The following is a 15,460-nucleotide window of genomic DNA, read 5'->3' as shown; positions in this document are numbered from 1 at the left end:
ATCACCTGGTCAGGTTTTGCCAATTGTTGCGGCCAGCCTCTGTAGAATGCCGGCATTGCACCTGATGAGAAAAGACTATGTACGACTGGCTCAACGCCCTGCCCAAAGCCGAACTGCACCTGCATCTGGAAGGTTCGCTGGAGCCTGAACTGCTGTTCGCCCTGGCCGAGCGCAACAAGATCGCCCTGCCGTGGAGCGACGTCGAAACCCTGCGCAAGGCCTACGCCTTCAACAACCTGCAGGAATTTCTCGATCTGTATTACCAGGGCGCCGACGTGCTGCGCACCTCGCAGGACTTCTATGACCTGACCTGGGCCTACCTGCTGCGCTGCAAAGCACAGAACGTGATTCATACCGAACCGTTCTTCGACCCGCAGACCCACACCGACCGGGGCATCCCGTTCGAAGTGGTGCTCAACGGCATCGCCGCCGCCCTCAAGGATGGCGAGACGCAACTGGGCATCAGCAGCGGTTTGATCCTCAGCTTCCTGCGCCACCTCAGCGAAGACGAAGCGCAGAAAACCCTGGATCAGGCGCTGCCGTTCCGTGATGCGTTTGTCGCGGTCGGGCTCGACAGTTCCGAGATGGGCCACCCGCCGAGCAAATTCAAACGCGTCTTCGATCGCGCCCGCGACGAAGGTTTCCTCACCGTCGCCCATGCCGGTGAAGAAGGCCCGCCGGAGTACATCTGGGAAGCCATCGACCTGCTGAAAATCCAGCGCATCGACCATGGCGTACGCGCGATCGAAGACGAGCGCCTGATGCAGCGGATCATCGACGAGCAGATCCCGCTGACCGTATGCCCGCTGTCGAACACCAAGCTCTGCGTGTTCGATCACATGTCACAGCACAACATCCTCGACATGCTCGAGCGCGGCGTGAAGGTCACGGTCAACTCCGATGACCCGGCGTATTTCGGTGGGTACGTGACGGAGAACTTCCATGCGCTGCACGAGCATCTGGGCATGACTCAGGATCAGGCCAAGCGCCTGGCGCAGAACAGCCTGGATGCGCGGTTGGTAAAACCGTAAGCAACTGCAAAATCACATCAATACCTGTGGGAGCGGGCTTGCCCGCGATAGCGGATTGTCAGTCAACATAGATGTTGAATTTGCTGGCCCCATCGCGGGCAAGCCCGCTCCCACAGGGTGCTGCGTTTATTTGAATGGCTGCGCTTCGGTCAGCTCTTCCAGCGTCTTGCCCCGCGTCTCCATCCCGAACAACCACACCACGCCCGCCGCTATCGCAAAGCACGCCGCGCCCAGCGCGAACACCCCGCCCTGCCCGGTAATCGGGAACACCAGCCCGGTCACCAGTGGCCCGAGCAGCGAGCCGACGCGGCCGATGGCTGAGGCGAATCCCGAGCCGGTTGCCCGCGCTGAAGTCGGATACAGCTCTGGCGTGTAGGTATAGAGCACCGCCCACATGCCGAACAGGAAAAACTGCATCAACAATCCGGTGCCGATCAGCAACGCGACGTTGCCGCCGAACACCGCACTCTGCCCATACAGAAACGCCATCACCCCGCCGCCGAGCAGGGTGACGATGCACACCGGTTTACGCCCCCAACGCTCGACCAGCCACGCCGCCATGAGGAAGCCGGGAATCCCGCCGAGCGAGATCAGCACCGTGTAGTACACCGACTGCGTCACGGCGAAACCCGACTGCTGCAGCAATGCGCTGAGCCAGGAAGTCAGCCCGTAGAAACCCAGCAATGCGAAGAACCACAGACTCCAGATCATCGTTGTGCGCTGGCGATATTGCGGCGACCAGATCTGCTTGAGCGCCGAGAAGAAATTGCCCGGTGGCGTCACCGTGCGTGGCAAACGAACCGGTTCCGGCAAGGCTGCACCGCCCAGCGAAGCACGCACTCGCGCTTCGATGCCATTCAACACCTTGTCCGCGTCAACGTCGCGCCCGGCCTGTTCCAGCCAGCGCGGCGACTCAGGGATGAAAAAGCGGATCGCCAGAACGAACACCGCCGGCACCGCCAGTACCAGGAAGATATCGCGCCAGCCAATCAGCGGCAGCAGGAAGTACGAGAGCACGCCCGCTGCGACAAACCCCAGCGGCCAGAAGCCGTCCATCAGGGCGATGTAGCGCCCGCGTCGTTGTGCCGGAATCAGCTCCGAGAGCATCGACTGTGCGATGGGAAACTCCATGCCCATGCCAATTCCGAGCAGGATGCGAAACAGCGTCAGCGTCTCCACCGTCTGCGCCGTCGAACACAGGTAACTGGCCACGCCCCACAACACGATGCTCCACTGAAACACCGGTTTGCGCCCGAAGCGGTCGGCGAGCATTCCCGACAGCGACGCCCCGAGCACCATGCCGAAGAAGCTCGAGCTGGCCAGCAGCCCTGCCTGCGCACTGCTCAGGCCGAACTCGGCTTTGATCGAGCCGAGCAGGAAAGTCATCATCGCCAGATCCATGGAATCGAAGAAAAACGCCAAGGCGATGATGATGAAAATGACGCGGTGATAGCCGCTGAGCGGCAGCCGTTCCAGGCGTTCAGCCGCACTAAAGCGTTGTGTATTCATGTTGTGCTCCCCCATCCGGAAAATCCCCGGATCGAGTGTGCGCGATGGTCATACAGAGGTCGTACTGGATGCGACCTGTTCACAGCCATGGACGACGTCAGCCTTCAGCTCATCGCCGAGCAACGCTCTAGAACGCTGTTTCCAGCTCGGTTTCCTTGGCAAAGCGATGGATTTCGCGCTGGCCCGTCGCGGTCAACTGCAAGGCGCGGGAATCGTTGGGCAAGGTCAGCCAGCCGGACTGCATGAACAACTGCAACAGCGCCGCGCCCAGTGAGCCGCCCATGTGCGGACGGCGCTCGCTCCAGTCCGGGCACGCGCAGGCGACCTGCACGTTGCGGTGGGCCAGGGCCTGGATGAACACTCCGCGCTGCGCCAGTCGGGTGGAGCCCTTGTGCGTCACCACCACCCGCTGCTCAAGCTGCTCGATCCAGCCGGCATCGAGCAGGCGCTGATACAGATCGGCCGCCAAAGTACCGCCCAGATGATCGTCGCAGAACCGCGCGCGCAACAGCGAAGACGGCGCCGCCTGCGGCCTGACCATGGGAGCCGTGCGTTTCAGCGCATCAGGGATTTGCCGTGGCGCGCTGGCAATGGTGGCGCTGGCCAGTGCTTCGATCGCCGCGCCGATTTCCGGTGCCGCCAGGCGAAAGAAGCGTTTGCGCCCACGCATTTCGATGTTCAACAGCCCCCCTGCGGACAGGCGTCCCAGATGCGCACTGGCCGACGACGGCGAGAGCCCGGCCAGCAGCGCCAGCTCTTCGGCTTGCCGCGCCGAGCCATCCATCAACGCCCACATCATCGCGCTGCGCTTGGGGTCGGCCAGCAATGTCGCGATCTGGCTGATGCACGGTGCATGTTCCATATGTTCACTCCCTGTTGAATCGTATCGTCTACCGCTCGGAGACATCCTGGCCGGTTATGGGGCATCGGCCAACACGCGAAAATCGCCCGGGATCGGTGGCAAGGGATGCCATCGACACCAGCTGCTCCGGCACACAACCTGGCAGCAGAAGTAGCAACCGTCACCAAAAGCCGGCAACGCGTTACGGGGTCTGCGCGCCGGGTGTCAGTGCAGGCATGAGGCGGGCGCTAGTATAAGCGGGTTAAGCCAGACGTCCTGCGCCTGGGCCTGGGCAGGTGGCGATTGTTCCTGACAGAAATTTCTCTAATTGCCTGCGACTAATGATCAACTTTGAGGAAACCGGGAAATTGGCTACTCAATTCGGCGCATCGGCTGGCGAGCATCTCCCTCAGCAGGTTCACCGGCTTACTCAATTGTGCGCGATGGGCGCACAACAGATTCAGCGGTGCGCGCTCACACAGCAGTTCCGGCATCAGCACTTTGAGGCGTCCGGCGAGCACATCGGCGCCGACGTCGAGCCAGGATTTGTAGGCGATACCGGCACCGGCCAGCGCCCATAGCCGCACGACGTCGGCGTCATCACTGAAGCGGTCACCACTCACGGTCAGGCTGACTTCGCGCTTGCCATCGTGAAAACTCCAGTGGTCATGAACGCGGCTGCCGAGCATGTAGAGCAGGCAATTGTGCTGGGCCAGTTGCTCAAGCTGGCGCGGTTCGCCATGCCGGGCCAGGTAATCGGGAGATGCGCACAACACGCGGCGATTGTGTGGCGCGATGGGCAAGGCGATCAGGCTGGAATCTTCCGGCTCGCCGTAGCGCAGGGCGATGTCCACCGGCTGCCGGAACAGGTCGGCAATGCGGTCGCCAAGCAGCAGGCGCACCGTCAGTTTCGGGTGTTCACGCTGGAACGCGTCGAGCCACGGCAGCAGCAGATTGCGGCCGAAGTCCGAGGGCGCTGACAGCTGCAGAATTCCGCTGACCTGATCCTGACCGCTGGCGAGCAGGCGACGCCCTTCATCCAGATTGCTCAGGGCGGCGCGGGCATACTCAAGGAAGCCTTCGCCCTCAGCGGTCAGGCGCAGGCTGCGGGTCGACCGCGCCAGCAGTCGTGCGCCGAGTTGCTGCTCGATGCGCTTCAACGCTGCGCTGGCCACCGCCGCAGACATGTCCATCACCCGTGCCGCCGCCGACAGGCTGCCCAGATCCGCCGCGCGGACAAACAACTGCAAGTCATCAAAACGCAGCATGCGCAGCCTCGATTATCAAAAAAATATTGAAAGAGACTGCTCTTTTAGCCGGTTTTATCGCGCAGAGAAATAGCCAATCATGGCCTCCATCGAATTCACCCCGATTCTGGAGTCCGCGCATGTCCCAGCCCTTTACCGCTATCGCCACCCTGACCGCTAAATCCGGCCAGCAGAACGTTCTCGAGCAGGCGCTGCGTGCCCTCGTCGAACCGAGCCGCGCCGAGCCCGGTTGTGGCCAGTACGACCTGCACCGCGACCTTGCCGATCCGCAGGTTTTTTATGTCATCGAACAGTGGGCCAGTGACGAGATTCTTGAGACGCACAATGCCAGCGCGCATTTTCAGAAGTTTCAGGCCAGCGCCGGCCACACCATCGAACACTTCCAGCTCAAACGCCTCGGCAAAATTGCCTGATTCCTCCTTCTATCAACTGTACGGAGCCACTTATGAAAGCCATTGCCTATTACGCGTCCCTGCCGATCAGCGACACCAAGTCCCTGCAAGACATTGAACTGCCAGAACCGGTCGCCGGCCCGCGCGACCTCTTGGTGGAAGTCAAAGCCATCTCGGTCAACCCGGTCGACACCAAAGTGCGGCAGAACGTGGCGCCGGAAAACGGCGCGGCGAAAGTGCTGGGCTGGGACGTTGCCGGTGTGGTCAAGTCGGTCGGCAGCGACGTCACCCTGTTCAAGGCCGGTGACAAGGTGTTCTACGCCGGTTCGATCGCCCGGGCCGGTGGCAACAGCGAGTTGCACGTGGTTGATGAGCGCATCGTCGGCCACATGCCCAAGTCCCTCGGTTTTGCCGAAGCCGCCGCGCTGCCGCTGACCGCGATCACTGCGTGGGAATTGCTCTTCGAGCGCCTGCAAATCAGCGAGGGCAGCAGCGATGAAGGCCAGAGCCTGCTGATCGTTGGTGCGGCGGGCGGCGTGGGTTCGATCCTCACTCAATTGGCCAAGCAGTTGACCGGCCTGAAAGTGATCGGCACTGCCTCCCGTGCGCAAACCCGTGACTGGGTCAGCGAACTCGGTGCCGATCTGGTCATCGATCACAGCCAGCCGCTGAGCGAAGAATTGAAACGCGCAGGCATCGACAGCGTGACCCACGTCGCCAGCCTGACCCAGACCGATCAGCATCTGGCGCAACTGGTCGAAGCCCTCGCGCCGCAAGGCAAATTGGCGCTGATCGACGATCCGAAGTCCCTCGACATCAGCCTGCTCAAGCGCAAGAGCCTGTCGCTGCACTGGGAGTTCATGTACACCCGCTCGCTGTTCGAAACGCCGGACATGATCGAACAGCACAAGCTGCTCAACCGCGTCGCCGAACTGATCGACGCCGGCACTTTGAAGACGACTTTGGGCGAGCACTTCGGTGTGATCAACGCGGCCAACTTGCGCCGTGCCCATGAGCTGCTGGAAAGCGGCAAGGCCAAGGGGAAAATTGTTTTAGAAGGTTTCTAAAAAAATAAAACCCCGCAACCGCTCGTGATGCCAGAGCGGTTGCGGGGCTTTTTGCCGTCAGTCGGTTGCTTGACCCTTGTCACAATTACGCGGGTATCGAGGTCTACAATCGAAGCCTCTGCGATACATCTTTTACGCAAGGGAGGTCAGCAATGAAGATCCTGATAAAAGAAGTGGCAAAGTCTCAATGGCAGGTGCGCCTGGACCAGCACGTCGTGACCTTTCGCAGTGAAGCCGAGGCTCTGGCCTTCACTCGTACCCTCGAAGCGCGACTCTGCGCGCCCCACCGGATTCCCGAACCCAGCCAGCAGCGCGCTGCCGGCTGAGTTCCAAAGTCGAGCGTTCAGACCTGGGCTTGCGCCAGCGCCCGGGCATTCTGCAAGCGCCGGGTGAGCAGCGCGACGCTCACCACCAGCAAACCGCACAGGCTGATGACCATGGCCATCGGCACGGCGCTGCCATCGTGCAACACCCCCACCAACGCGGCGGCACCGGCGGCGATGCTGAATTGCAGGCAACCGAGCATCGCCGACGCACTGCCGGCGCGGGCGCCCTGACCGTTCATTGCGCAAGCCGAGGCGTTGGGAATGATGCAGCCGAGGCTGGCAATGCAGATGAACAGCGGAATCAGCAACGGCCACAATGCCTCTGGACGCATCGCGCTCACCGCCAGCAATGTCAGCCCGGCGAGGAAATACACCCACACCGCGCGCACCAGCAAAAACGCCGGGCCACGCTTGGCCAGCAGACGCGCATTGACCTGCGCCACGAGAATGAAGCCCGCCGCGTTGGTGCCGAACAGCCAGCCGAAGTGCTCGGCGGGTACACCGTAGAGCTTGATGAACACAAACGGGGAGCCGGCGATGTAGGCGAACATCCCGGCGATGGCGATGCCGCCGGTCAGGGCGTGGCCGAGGTAGACCGAATCCTTGACCAGTCGCGCGTACTGGCGCAACGCACCGGACAACGGCTGGCGCGGCACGTGGGCCGGCATGCTTTCCGGCAGCCCCAACGCCACCGCCAGACCCGCCGCCGCACTGAACCCGGTGAGGACCAGAAAGATCGACTGCCAACCCGTGGTGTTGACCAGCAGACCGCCGAGCATCGGCGCCAGAATCGGCGCCAGGCCCATCACCAGCATCAACTGGGAAAACACCTTCGCCGAGCCCACCGCGTCGCACTTGTCGGCGACCACCGCACGGGAAATCACCATGCCCGCACAACCACCGAGTGCCTGGACGAAGCGCGCGCCGATCAGCCATTCCAGGCTCGGCGCGTAGGCGCAGGCCAATGACGCCAGGGTAAACAGGGCGACACCGCTGAGCAGCGGAAGCCGCCGGCCGAAACGATCGGAAATCGGCCCGTAAGCCAGTTGGCCCAGAGACAGACCGAGGAAGTAAGCCGCCAGCGTCAGTTGAACGTGCTGCTCATCGGTGCCGAACGCCAGCGCCATCGCCGGGAACGCAGGTAAATAGAAGTCGATCGCCAAAGGACCGAAAGCGCTCAAGGCGCCGAGTATCAAAATCGTGCGGAAATTCATCAGGCATCCAGGTGGGCAAGTCGCAGCCCGACAGTCTAGCCGCGCCCGGACGCCTTGAACATTCCGATAGCTCGCTAACGATCAATTTCAGACGAGCTTCACCTCATAACCCTCTTCGCGGATCGCTGCGATGACCTGATCGGCACTCAGCGCGCTCTCGACGCCGACTTCCTTGGCCGCCAGATCGACGCGCACGCTGGCCGCCGGATCCAGCGCCTGCACCGCAGTGGTGATGGCTTTGACACAATGACCGCAGGACATGCCTTGAACGTTGAACACTTGCATGGGAAAACTCCTTTGAGTGAGGTTGCCGGCAGTCTCGAGCTTGCCACGATGGCAAGGTCAAGTTCTGCGAAAAACTGCCGGGCTGGCATTCGGCGTCGCGCTCGGCCAAGCTGCATGCATCAATGACTGGAATTCAGGAGATTCAGCCATGCGCTGGTCAGCTTTGGGCCTGTTTGGCTTGCTCAGCCTTTTCGCCGCCGTCCCGCAGGTGCAAGCCGCCGGCGAGGATTACGCGGTACTGATCATTTCCCGCGAGCGCCTCGAAGTGGCGACCTCGTGCGAGATCGGCGTGTACATCCAGGACCAGCTCTCGGCGCGCCTGTTCCAGGAGCAGAGCACGTCGTTCAACTTGCCGCCGGGCAAGGTATCGCTGCGCTTGAAACTGCTGCCGGGCCAGGCGCCGGGTTGCAATCCCGGCATGCTCGCACCGGGCTCGCAGGAAGTCGTGCTGCATGCCGGTGATGTGCTGAAGTTCCGCCTGGCGATGAATGGCGAAGGCGTGTACCTCAAGCCGGCTGGCCTCGGTTACTGAGCCAAGCGCCGACCCGTTGCCGATCGTTCCCACGCTCTGCGTGGGAATGCAGCCATGGACGCTCTGCGTCCCGAAGCGTGACGCGGAGCGTCACAGGAGGCATTCCCACGCGGAGCGTGGGAACGATCAACACGCTCGCTCCCACAAGAATGGTGCTTGACCTTGCCCGCATGGCAAGGTTGATCCTGTAGTCATCCACTACAGGGAGCGCGACCGATGTCCGAATCCACCACTTTCGATCTGCCGATTGCCGGCATGACCTGCGCCAGTTGCGCCGGGCGTGTCGAGCGGGCGCTGCGCAAGGTCAGCGGCGCCAGTGCCGTCAGTGTCAACCTGGCCACCGAACAGGCCCGGGTGCAGGCACCCGGCGACCGCCTGCCGGCGCTGATGCAAGCCGTGGAGCGCGCCGGTTACAGCGTGCCCCGGCAAACCGTCGAATTGAGCATCGACGGCATGACCTGCGCGTCCTGCGTCGGTCGCGTCGAACGCGCCCTGAGCAAAGTCCCAGGCGTGAGCAGCGTCAGTGTCAATCTGGCCAACGAACGTGCGCACATCGAATTGCTCGGCCAGGTCGATACGCAAACCCTGCTCGACGCAGTGAGCAAGGCCGGTTACTCGGCCAGTGTCTGGCAAGCTGAACGGCCACAGTCCGATGACCAGCAAAAACGCCTGCACCGCGAGCGCTGGGCATTGATCTGTGCGATCGCCCTCGCTCTGCCGCTGGTGCTGCCTATGTTACTGCAGCCGTTCGGCATTCACTGGATGCTCCCGGCCTGGGCGCAATTCGCCCTCGCCACCCCCGTGCAATTCATCTTCGGCGCACGCTTTTATGTCGCGGCGTGGAAAGCCGTGCGCGCCGGCGCCGGTAACATGGACCTGCTCGTCGCCCTCGGCACCAGCGCCGGTTATGGCCTGAGTGTCTATGAATGGGCCAGCGCCGCCGGACGCATGCCGCATCTGTATTTCGAGGCCTCGGCGGTGGTCATCGCCTTGGTGTTGCTCGGCAAATATCTCGAAAGCCGCGCCAAACGCCAGACCGCCAGCGCCATTCGCGCTCTCGAAGCGTTGCGGCCGGAGCGTGCGATTCAAGTCATCGACGGGCGTGAGCAGGACGTCGCGATCAGCGCCCTGCGCCTCGACGATCTGGTGCTGGTCAAACCCGGCGAACGCTTCCCGGTGGATGGCGAAGTCGTCGAAGGCCAGAGCCACGCCGACGAAGCGCTGATCAGTGGCGAAAGCCTGCCAGTGCCGAAACAACCGGGCGACAAAGTCACCGGCGGCGCGATCAACGGCGAAGGTCGTTTGCTGGTGCGCACTCAGGCGCTCGGCGCGGAAACCGTGCTGGCGCGGATCATTCGTCTGGTCGAGGACGCGCAAGCGGCGAAAGCGCCGATCCAGAAATTGGTGGACAAGGTCAGCCAGATTTTCGTGCCGACCGTGTTGCTGATCGCCCTGGCCACGCTGATCGGCTGGTGGCTGTACGGCGCGCCGCTGGAAACTGCGGTGATCAATGCCGTCGCCGTGCTGGTGATTGCCTGCCCGTGCGCCCTCGGCCTCGCCACCCCGACGGCGATCATGGCCGGCACCGGCGTCGCCGCACGCCACGGCATTCTGATCAAGGACGCCGAAGCGCTGGAGCGCGCCCATGAAGTCAGCAGCGTGGTGTTCGACAAGACCGGCACGCTGACCTCGGGCACGCCGCGTATCGCGCACTTCAGCGCGGTCGATGGTGACGAGAATAATCTGCTGACCTTGGCCGGTGCATTGCAGCGCGGCAGCGAGCATCCGTTGGCCAAAGCGGTGCTGGATGCCGCCGCCGAACGCGGCTTGAACGTGCCCGATGTCAGCGACAGCCAGGCGCTGACCGGACGCGGCATCGCCGGCACGCTGGATGGCCGGCGCCTGGCACTGGGCAATCGGCGGATGCTCGACGAAAGCGCTTTGAGTACCGGTGAATTGAGCGCATCCGCCGAAGCCTGGGAACGCGAAGGCCGCACATTGTCGTGGCTGATCGAACAAAGTCCTCAGCCGAAGGTGCTGGGTCTGTTCGCCTTCGGTGACACGCTGAAACCCGGCGCTCTGCAAGCGGTGCAACAACTCGCCGCACGGGATATCCAGAGCCACCTGCTGACCGGCGACAATAGTGGCAGCGCACGGGTGGTGGCCGAGGCTCTGGGCATCCAAAATGTCCACGCCGAAGTGCTGCCTGCCGACAAGGCCGCGACCGTCGCCGAGCTGAAGAAAACCAGCGTAGTCGCCATGGTCGGCGATGGCATCAACGACGCCCCGGCCCTCGCCGCTGCCGACATCGGCATCGCCATGGGCGGCGGCACCGACGTCGCCATGCACGCGGCCGGTATCACCCTGATGCGCGGCGATCCGCGACTGGTGCCGGCGGCGCTGGAGATCAGTCGCAAGACCTACGCAAAGATTCGCCAGAACCTGTTCTGGGCCTTTGTCTACAACCTGATCGGCATTCCGCTGGCGGTATTCGGTTTCCTCAATCCGGTGCTGGCCGGCGCGGCGATGGCGCTGTCGAGCGTCAGCGTGGTGAGCAATGCGCTACTGTTGAAAACCTGGAAACCCAAGGACCTGGAGGAACACCGATGAACATCGGCCAAGCGGCCCGACAAAGTGGCCTGAGTGCAAAAATGATTCGTTATTACGAGTCGATCGGTTTGCTAAAAGCGGCCAATCGCACCGACAGCGGTTACCGCGTATACGGCAGCGATGACCTGCACACGCTGGCGTTCATCAAGCGCTCGCGGGATCTGGGCTTTTCCCTGGAAGAGGTCGGCAAGCTGCTGACCCTCTGGCAGGATCGCCAGCGCGCCAGCGCCGACGTGAAGGCCCTGGCGCGCCAGCACATCGACGAGCTGAACCAGAAGATCCGCGAGCTCGGCGAGTTGCGGGACACCCTGCAGGATCTGGTCGAGCATTGCAGCGGCGACCATCGCCCGGACTGCCCGATCCTCAAGGAGCTGGCGTCGGGCTGCTGCGCGCAACCCGCTCGCGCCTGATCCGCAACAGCGTCACCACGCACAGGGTGCCGAGGGGAATGCCGTGGAACAGCATGACCACGGCCCCCGGCGTCCACCACGCATAGAACGGCGCAGCGACCAGCATGCCGATGCCGAAACCGCTCATCTGCAGCAAGGTCAGCACGCTGAAAATCGGCAGGCGCAACGCCGCAGGTTCCCGTTGCAGCCGTGACATCAGGCTGACTTCGGAAACCCCGTCGCCAAGCCCCGCCGGCAAGGCGAACAGCAGCAGACCGTAGAGGCTGTGCTGCTGGAACATCAGAATAAAACCGCAGGACATCAGCGCCACACCGCAGAAAAATCTTCTTTCGAGGTGGCTGTTCTCCGAGCCTTTGAGGTGACTGGCGATGCGTGCGCCGAGCAGCTTGCCGCTGGCCCATACCGCAAGCGCCAGGCCCAAGGTCGTACTCGCCGCCTCGGGCGTGAGCAGTTTCGAAATGATCGGGAAGCCGACGTTGTGCGCAGCGCTGCCCAAGGTGTCGGCCATGGTCACCGCGAGCATGGCCGCGACCACAGGCGCTGAACGCAGGCCCTGCCGCAGCGCAAACCATTCACCGCGTTCCGGTTGTTCGCTGACATCGGTTTTTTCGAAACGCAGCGGCATGATCAGCAGCGCCGCGAGCACATAGGTCAGCGCGTTGAGGGCGAAGACCGTTTCGAAACCAAAAGCAGCCACCAGCAACCCCGACACCAGACTGCCGCCGACCATCGCCGCAGAAGAAGCTGAAGTGATCCAGGCGTTGGCCTTGAGCAATTGCGCCGGCGCGATCAAACGCGGCAATTGGCTGTTGAGGCCGATGGCGAACATCGAATTGCCCAGACCGAGGCCGAAGGCAATGAACGGCAACAGCCACGCCTGCTGACTCGCCGGTGTGATCAACAGCAGCCCCAGCAGTGCCGCACGCAACAGATCGAAAGCAATCAGCGGCGCGCGGCCCTGCCAGCGCCGGTAGAAGCGTGTGCCGATCAGACTGGCGAAGATTCCGCCACCGACACGGCTGGCAAGGAAAATGCCGACGCTCATGGCGCTGTTGCTCAGCAGGTAAACGTAGGTGGCGAGCGCGACCATGTTGAGGAAGGCGCCGAAATCGGAGATCAGCCGGGCGGTTACGATCAGGTGGGTGTTGCGCGGGGTGGTCACATTCAGTCCTTGAGTGTGCGAAGGCAGGCCAGATTCCCATACAACTTTCAGCAACACCAATATCTCTTGTGGGAGCGGGCCTGCTCGCGAAAGGCATTTGAACCACCGTTATCGGTGACTGACATACCGCCTTCGCGAGCAGGCTCGCTCCCACAGGTGTTTCGCTGGTTCTGGAATGCGCAGGCACAAAAAACCCGGCCGAAGCCGGGTTTTTCATCACGCGATCACTGCATCCACGGCGGTGGAGGCGGTTCTTCGGGTTTGCCTTTCGGCGCGTCGTCCGCCGCGCGAATGGCCTGCTTGCGTTCCTCGTCGAGGCGCGCCGCTTCGATTTCGCGCAACACCCCGCCGACATCGGCCAGGTCCTCCGGATCGTCGAACTCACCGGTCAGCACACTGTTCGGGTGCAAGGTGCCGGCTTCGTACAACGCCCACATTTCCTTGGCGTACTTGGTCTTCTTCAATTCCGGCGCGAAACGACCGAAGTACGAAGCCATGTTGCCAACGTCACGCTCGAGCATGCTGAACGCGTGGTTGTTGCCCGCAGCGTCGACTGCCTGGGGCAGGTCGATGATGACCGGGCCGGTCGGGGTCAGCAGCACGTTGAACTCGGAGAGGTCACCGTGCACCAGACCGGTACACAACATCAGCACGATCTGCGAAATCAGGAACGCGTGATACTCGCGCGCCTGATCCGGCTCCAGTACCACGTCGTTCAGACGCGGCGCGGCGTCGCCGAATTCGTCGGCCACCAGCTCCATCAACAGCACGCCGTCGAGGAAGTCATACGGCTTCGGCACTCGCACACCGGCGCCGGCGAGACGGAACAGCGCCGCCACTTCGGCGTTCTGCCAGGCGTCTTCGGTCTCTTTGCGACCGAACTTGGACCCCTTCGCCATGGCCCGCGCCTGACGGCTGTTACGAACCTTGCGGCCTTCCTGATACTCGGCCGCCTGGCGGAAACTGCGTTTATTCGCCTCCTTGTAGACCTTGGCGCAACGTAACTGATTGCCGCAGCGCACTACATAAACAGCTGCCTCTTTGCCACTCATCAGTGGGCGCAGCACTTCGTCGACCAGACCGTCCTCGATCAGGGGTTCAATGCGTTTTGGAGTCTTCATCAGCTTTTATTGTGGGTCCTTTATTACCAAACACGCGAATGTCACTCGTTATACGGCAATCCTCGCCCGACGGGGAGGGGTTGCCGACCTGTGAACCTTGAGGATGCACACACTGTGCCGGATCAATCGCAGCGACCCGGGCGAATCATAGCCGAGACCGTGGCATTGATTGGTATCGGTCGGCAAGGGCATTTGCGACAGAATCTGACATGCACATGCACCGGAGCCCCTGTGGGAGCGAGCCTGCTCGCGAAAGCGCTCTGTCCGCAGAGAATGATGGCGACTGACACGGCGCCTTCGCGAGCAGGCTCGCTCCCACATCGGAATACTGCTTAGCGTTCAATGATCGCGGTGACACCCTGCCCGCCCGCTGCACAAATCGAAATCAACCCTCGGCCCTTGCCCGCCGCATCCAGCAGTTTGGCCAGGTTCGCGACAATGCGCCCGCCCGTCGCGGCGAACGGATGCCCCGCCGCCAGCGAACTGCCCTTCACATTGAGCCGACTGCGATCAATCGAACCCAGCGGTGCGTCGAGCCCCAGGCGAGTTTTGCAGTATTCGGGATCTTCCCAGGCCTTGAGAGTGCACAGCACTTGCGCGGCGAAGGCTTCGTGAATTTCGTAGTAATCAAAATCCTGCAACGTCAGCCCATTGCGCGCCAGCAAGCGTGGCACGGCATACACCGGCGCCATCAGCAGGCCCTCGGCACCGTTGACGAAATCCACTGCCGCCGCTTCGCCGTCGCGCAGATAAGCAAGGATCGGCAAGCCGCGCTCTTTGGCCCATTCCTCACTTCCCAGCAACACCACCGAAGCGCCATCGGTGAGCGGCGTGGAATTGCCGGCCGTCAGCGTGCCCTTGGCGCTTTTCTCGAACGCCGGTTTCAGCGTGGCGAGTTTTTCCAGGGTCAGGTCCGGGCGCAGATTGTTGTCGCGGGTCAGGCCGAGGAACGGCGTCATCAGATCGTTGTGCCAGCCTTCGCTGTAGGAAGCGGCGAGTTTGTGGTGGCTTTCGAGGGCCAGTTGATCCTGTTCTTCGCGGGGAATATTCCAGGTCTGCGCCATCAGCTCACAGTGCTCGCCCATGGACAGGCCAGTACGTGGCTCGCCGTTGCGCGGGAATTCGGGAATCAGATGCTGGGGCCGCAACTGCAAAAGGGTTTTCAGTTTGTCGCCGGTGCTCTTGGCGCGGTTGGCCTGCAGAAGAATCCTGCGCAGGCCTTCGCTGACGCTGATCGGCGCATCGGAAGTGGTGTCGACTCCGCCGGCAATGCCGCAGTCGATCTGGCCGAGGGCAATCTTGTTCGCCACCAGCAACGCCGCTTCCAGACCAGTGCCGCAGGCTTGCTGGATGTCATAGGCCGGTGTCGTCGGAGACAAGCGCGAGCCGAGCACACATTCGCGAGTCAGGTTCATATCCCGTGACAATTTAAGCACCGCGCCTGCCACCACCTCGCCGATGCGCTGGCCGTGCAGGTTGTAGCGCTCGATCAGGCCTTCCAGCGCGGCGGTGAGCATCGCCTGATTGCTGGCCGTGGCGTACGGCCCGTTGGAGCGGGCGAAAGGGATGCGGTTACCGCCGATGATCGCGACGCGGCGCAGCTGGGTCATGGATAACTCCTGTGGAATTTGCGGATTCACATGGAAACCTGTGGGAGCTGGCTTGCCAGCGATGGGGGCGGCATTTCCAACC

General features: G+C 62.5%; 15 protein-coding genes. 7 read left to right on the top strand and 8 right to left on the bottom strand.

Going from position 1 to position 15,460, the window contains the following annotated elements; all coding sequences use genetic code 11:
• The first annotated feature begins 77 nt into the window (after positions 1-77).
• Positions 78-1,031, top strand: a complete 954-nt coding sequence (locus tag BXA01_RS19420) for an adenosine deaminase (RefSeq protein WP_024011466.1) — start codon at positions 78-80, stop codon at positions 1,029-1,031.
• 126 nt (positions 1,032-1,157) lie between these two features.
• Here the strand turns inward: BXA01_RS19420 and BXA01_RS19415 are convergent, their stop codons facing one another.
• The 3 genes from BXA01_RS19415 to BXA01_RS19405 form a co-directional block, all read right to left on the bottom strand.
• A complete protein-coding gene (locus tag BXA01_RS19415; RefSeq protein ID WP_076565600.1) occupies positions 1,158-2,540 on the bottom strand; it encodes an MFS transporter in 1,383 nt (460 codons plus the stop codon).
• Positions 2,541-2,667: 127 nt separating this feature from the next.
• Positions 2,668-3,402: an ArsR/SmtB family transcription factor gene (locus BXA01_RS19410; RefSeq protein WP_016771819.1), complete on the bottom strand. Its 735-nt coding sequence runs from the start codon at positions 3,400-3,402 to the stop codon at positions 2,668-2,670.
• Between the two features lie 317 nt (positions 3,403-3,719).
• Complete coding sequence (locus BXA01_RS19405; RefSeq protein ID WP_076565599.1) at positions 3,720-4,649, bottom strand: LysR family transcriptional regulator; 930 nt, start codon at positions 4,647-4,649, stop codon at positions 3,720-3,722.
• A gap of 119 nt (positions 4,650-4,768) precedes the next feature.
• On the opposite strand from BXA01_RS19405, the gene BXA01_RS19400 reads away from it, so the two are divergent.
• The 3 genes from BXA01_RS19400 to BXA01_RS27130 all read left to right on the top strand — a co-directional run bounded on the left by BXA01_RS19400 (position 4,769) and on the right by BXA01_RS27130 (position 6,434).
• Positions 4,769-5,062 (top strand): putative quinol monooxygenase, encoded by a 294-nt coding sequence (locus BXA01_RS19400; protein WP_076565597.1) that lies wholly within the window; start codon positions 4,769-4,771, stop codon positions 5,060-5,062.
• A 32-nt stretch (positions 5,063-5,094) separates the two neighbouring features.
• Positions 5,095-6,108 carry a zinc-binding alcohol dehydrogenase family protein gene (locus BXA01_RS19395; RefSeq protein ID WP_076565596.1) on the top strand — a complete coding sequence of 338 codons (1,014 nt, stop codon included), beginning with the start codon at positions 5,095-5,097 and terminating at the stop codon, positions 6,106-6,108.
• A 152-nt stretch (positions 6,109-6,260) separates the two neighbouring features.
• A complete protein-coding gene (locus BXA01_RS27130; RefSeq protein WP_016771823.1) occupies positions 6,261-6,434 on the top strand; it encodes a hypothetical protein in 174 nt (57 codons plus the stop codon).
• A gap of 17 nt (positions 6,435-6,451) precedes the next feature.
• Here BXA01_RS27130 and BXA01_RS19390 read toward each other — a convergent pair whose 3' ends face one another.
• Positions 6,452-7,648 carry a multidrug effflux MFS transporter gene (locus BXA01_RS19390; protein WP_024011460.1) on the bottom strand — a complete coding sequence of 399 codons (1,197 nt, stop codon included), beginning with the start codon at positions 7,646-7,648 and terminating at the stop codon, positions 6,452-6,454.
• 87 nt (positions 7,649-7,735) lie between these two features.
• Complete coding sequence (locus BXA01_RS19385) at positions 7,736-7,933, bottom strand: cation transporter (RefSeq protein ID WP_041479643.1); 198 nt, start codon at positions 7,931-7,933, stop codon at positions 7,736-7,738.
• A 148-nt stretch (positions 7,934-8,081) separates the two neighbouring features.
• Here BXA01_RS19385 and BXA01_RS19380 point away from each other — a divergent pair, with 148 nt between their 5' ends.
• From BXA01_RS19380 to cueR, 3 genes are all read left to right on the top strand, one after another.
• Positions 8,082-8,465 carry a hypothetical protein gene (locus BXA01_RS19380; RefSeq protein WP_076565594.1) on the top strand — a complete coding sequence of 128 codons (384 nt, stop codon included), beginning with the start codon at positions 8,082-8,084 and terminating at the stop codon, positions 8,463-8,465.
• 216 nt (positions 8,466-8,681) lie between these two features.
• Positions 8,682-11,075 carry a copper resistance metal-translocating P1-type ATPase CueA gene (cueA, locus tag BXA01_RS19370; RefSeq protein WP_076565591.1) on the top strand — a complete coding sequence of 798 codons (2,394 nt, stop codon included), beginning with the start codon at positions 8,682-8,684 and terminating at the stop codon, positions 11,073-11,075.
• On the top strand, positions 11,072-11,485 hold the full coding sequence (gene cueR / locus BXA01_RS19365) for a Cu(I)-responsive transcriptional regulator (protein WP_016771827.1): 414 nt from the start codon (positions 11,072-11,074) through the stop codon (positions 11,483-11,485). The genes cueA and cueR overlap by 4 nt, the downstream gene beginning before the upstream one ends.
• Here cueR and BXA01_RS19360 read toward each other — a convergent pair.
• The 3 genes from BXA01_RS19360 to BXA01_RS19350 all read right to left on the bottom strand — a co-directional run bounded on the left by BXA01_RS19360 (position 11,439) and on the right by BXA01_RS19350 (position 15,378).
• On the bottom strand, positions 11,439-12,647 hold the full coding sequence (locus tag BXA01_RS19360) for an MFS transporter (RefSeq protein WP_076567773.1): 1,209 nt from the start codon (positions 12,645-12,647) through the stop codon (positions 11,439-11,441). The two genes, cueR and BXA01_RS19360, sit on opposite strands and share 47 nt — an antisense overlap.
• Positions 12,648-12,871: 224 nt before the next feature.
• Positions 12,872-13,768, bottom strand: a complete 897-nt coding sequence (locus BXA01_RS19355) for a PA4780 family RIO1-like protein kinase (protein ID WP_016771829.1) — start codon at positions 13,766-13,768, stop codon at positions 12,872-12,874.
• Positions 13,769-14,100: 332 nt separating this feature from the next.
• On the bottom strand, positions 14,101-15,378 hold the full coding sequence (locus tag BXA01_RS19350; protein ID WP_076565590.1) for an acetyl-CoA C-acetyltransferase: 1,278 nt from the start codon (positions 15,376-15,378) through the stop codon (positions 14,101-14,103).
• Positions 15,379-15,460: the final 82 nt, after the last annotated feature.

Source organism: Pseudomonas sp. B10 (genome assembly GCF_900156235.1).
In the GTDB taxonomy this organism is placed as follows: Bacteria; Pseudomonadota; Gammaproteobacteria; order Pseudomonadales; family Pseudomonadaceae; genus Aquipseudomonas; species Aquipseudomonas siliginis.
Note: the sequence above shows the minus strand (reverse complement) of the source record. Positions and strands in the feature narration are given on the sequence as shown.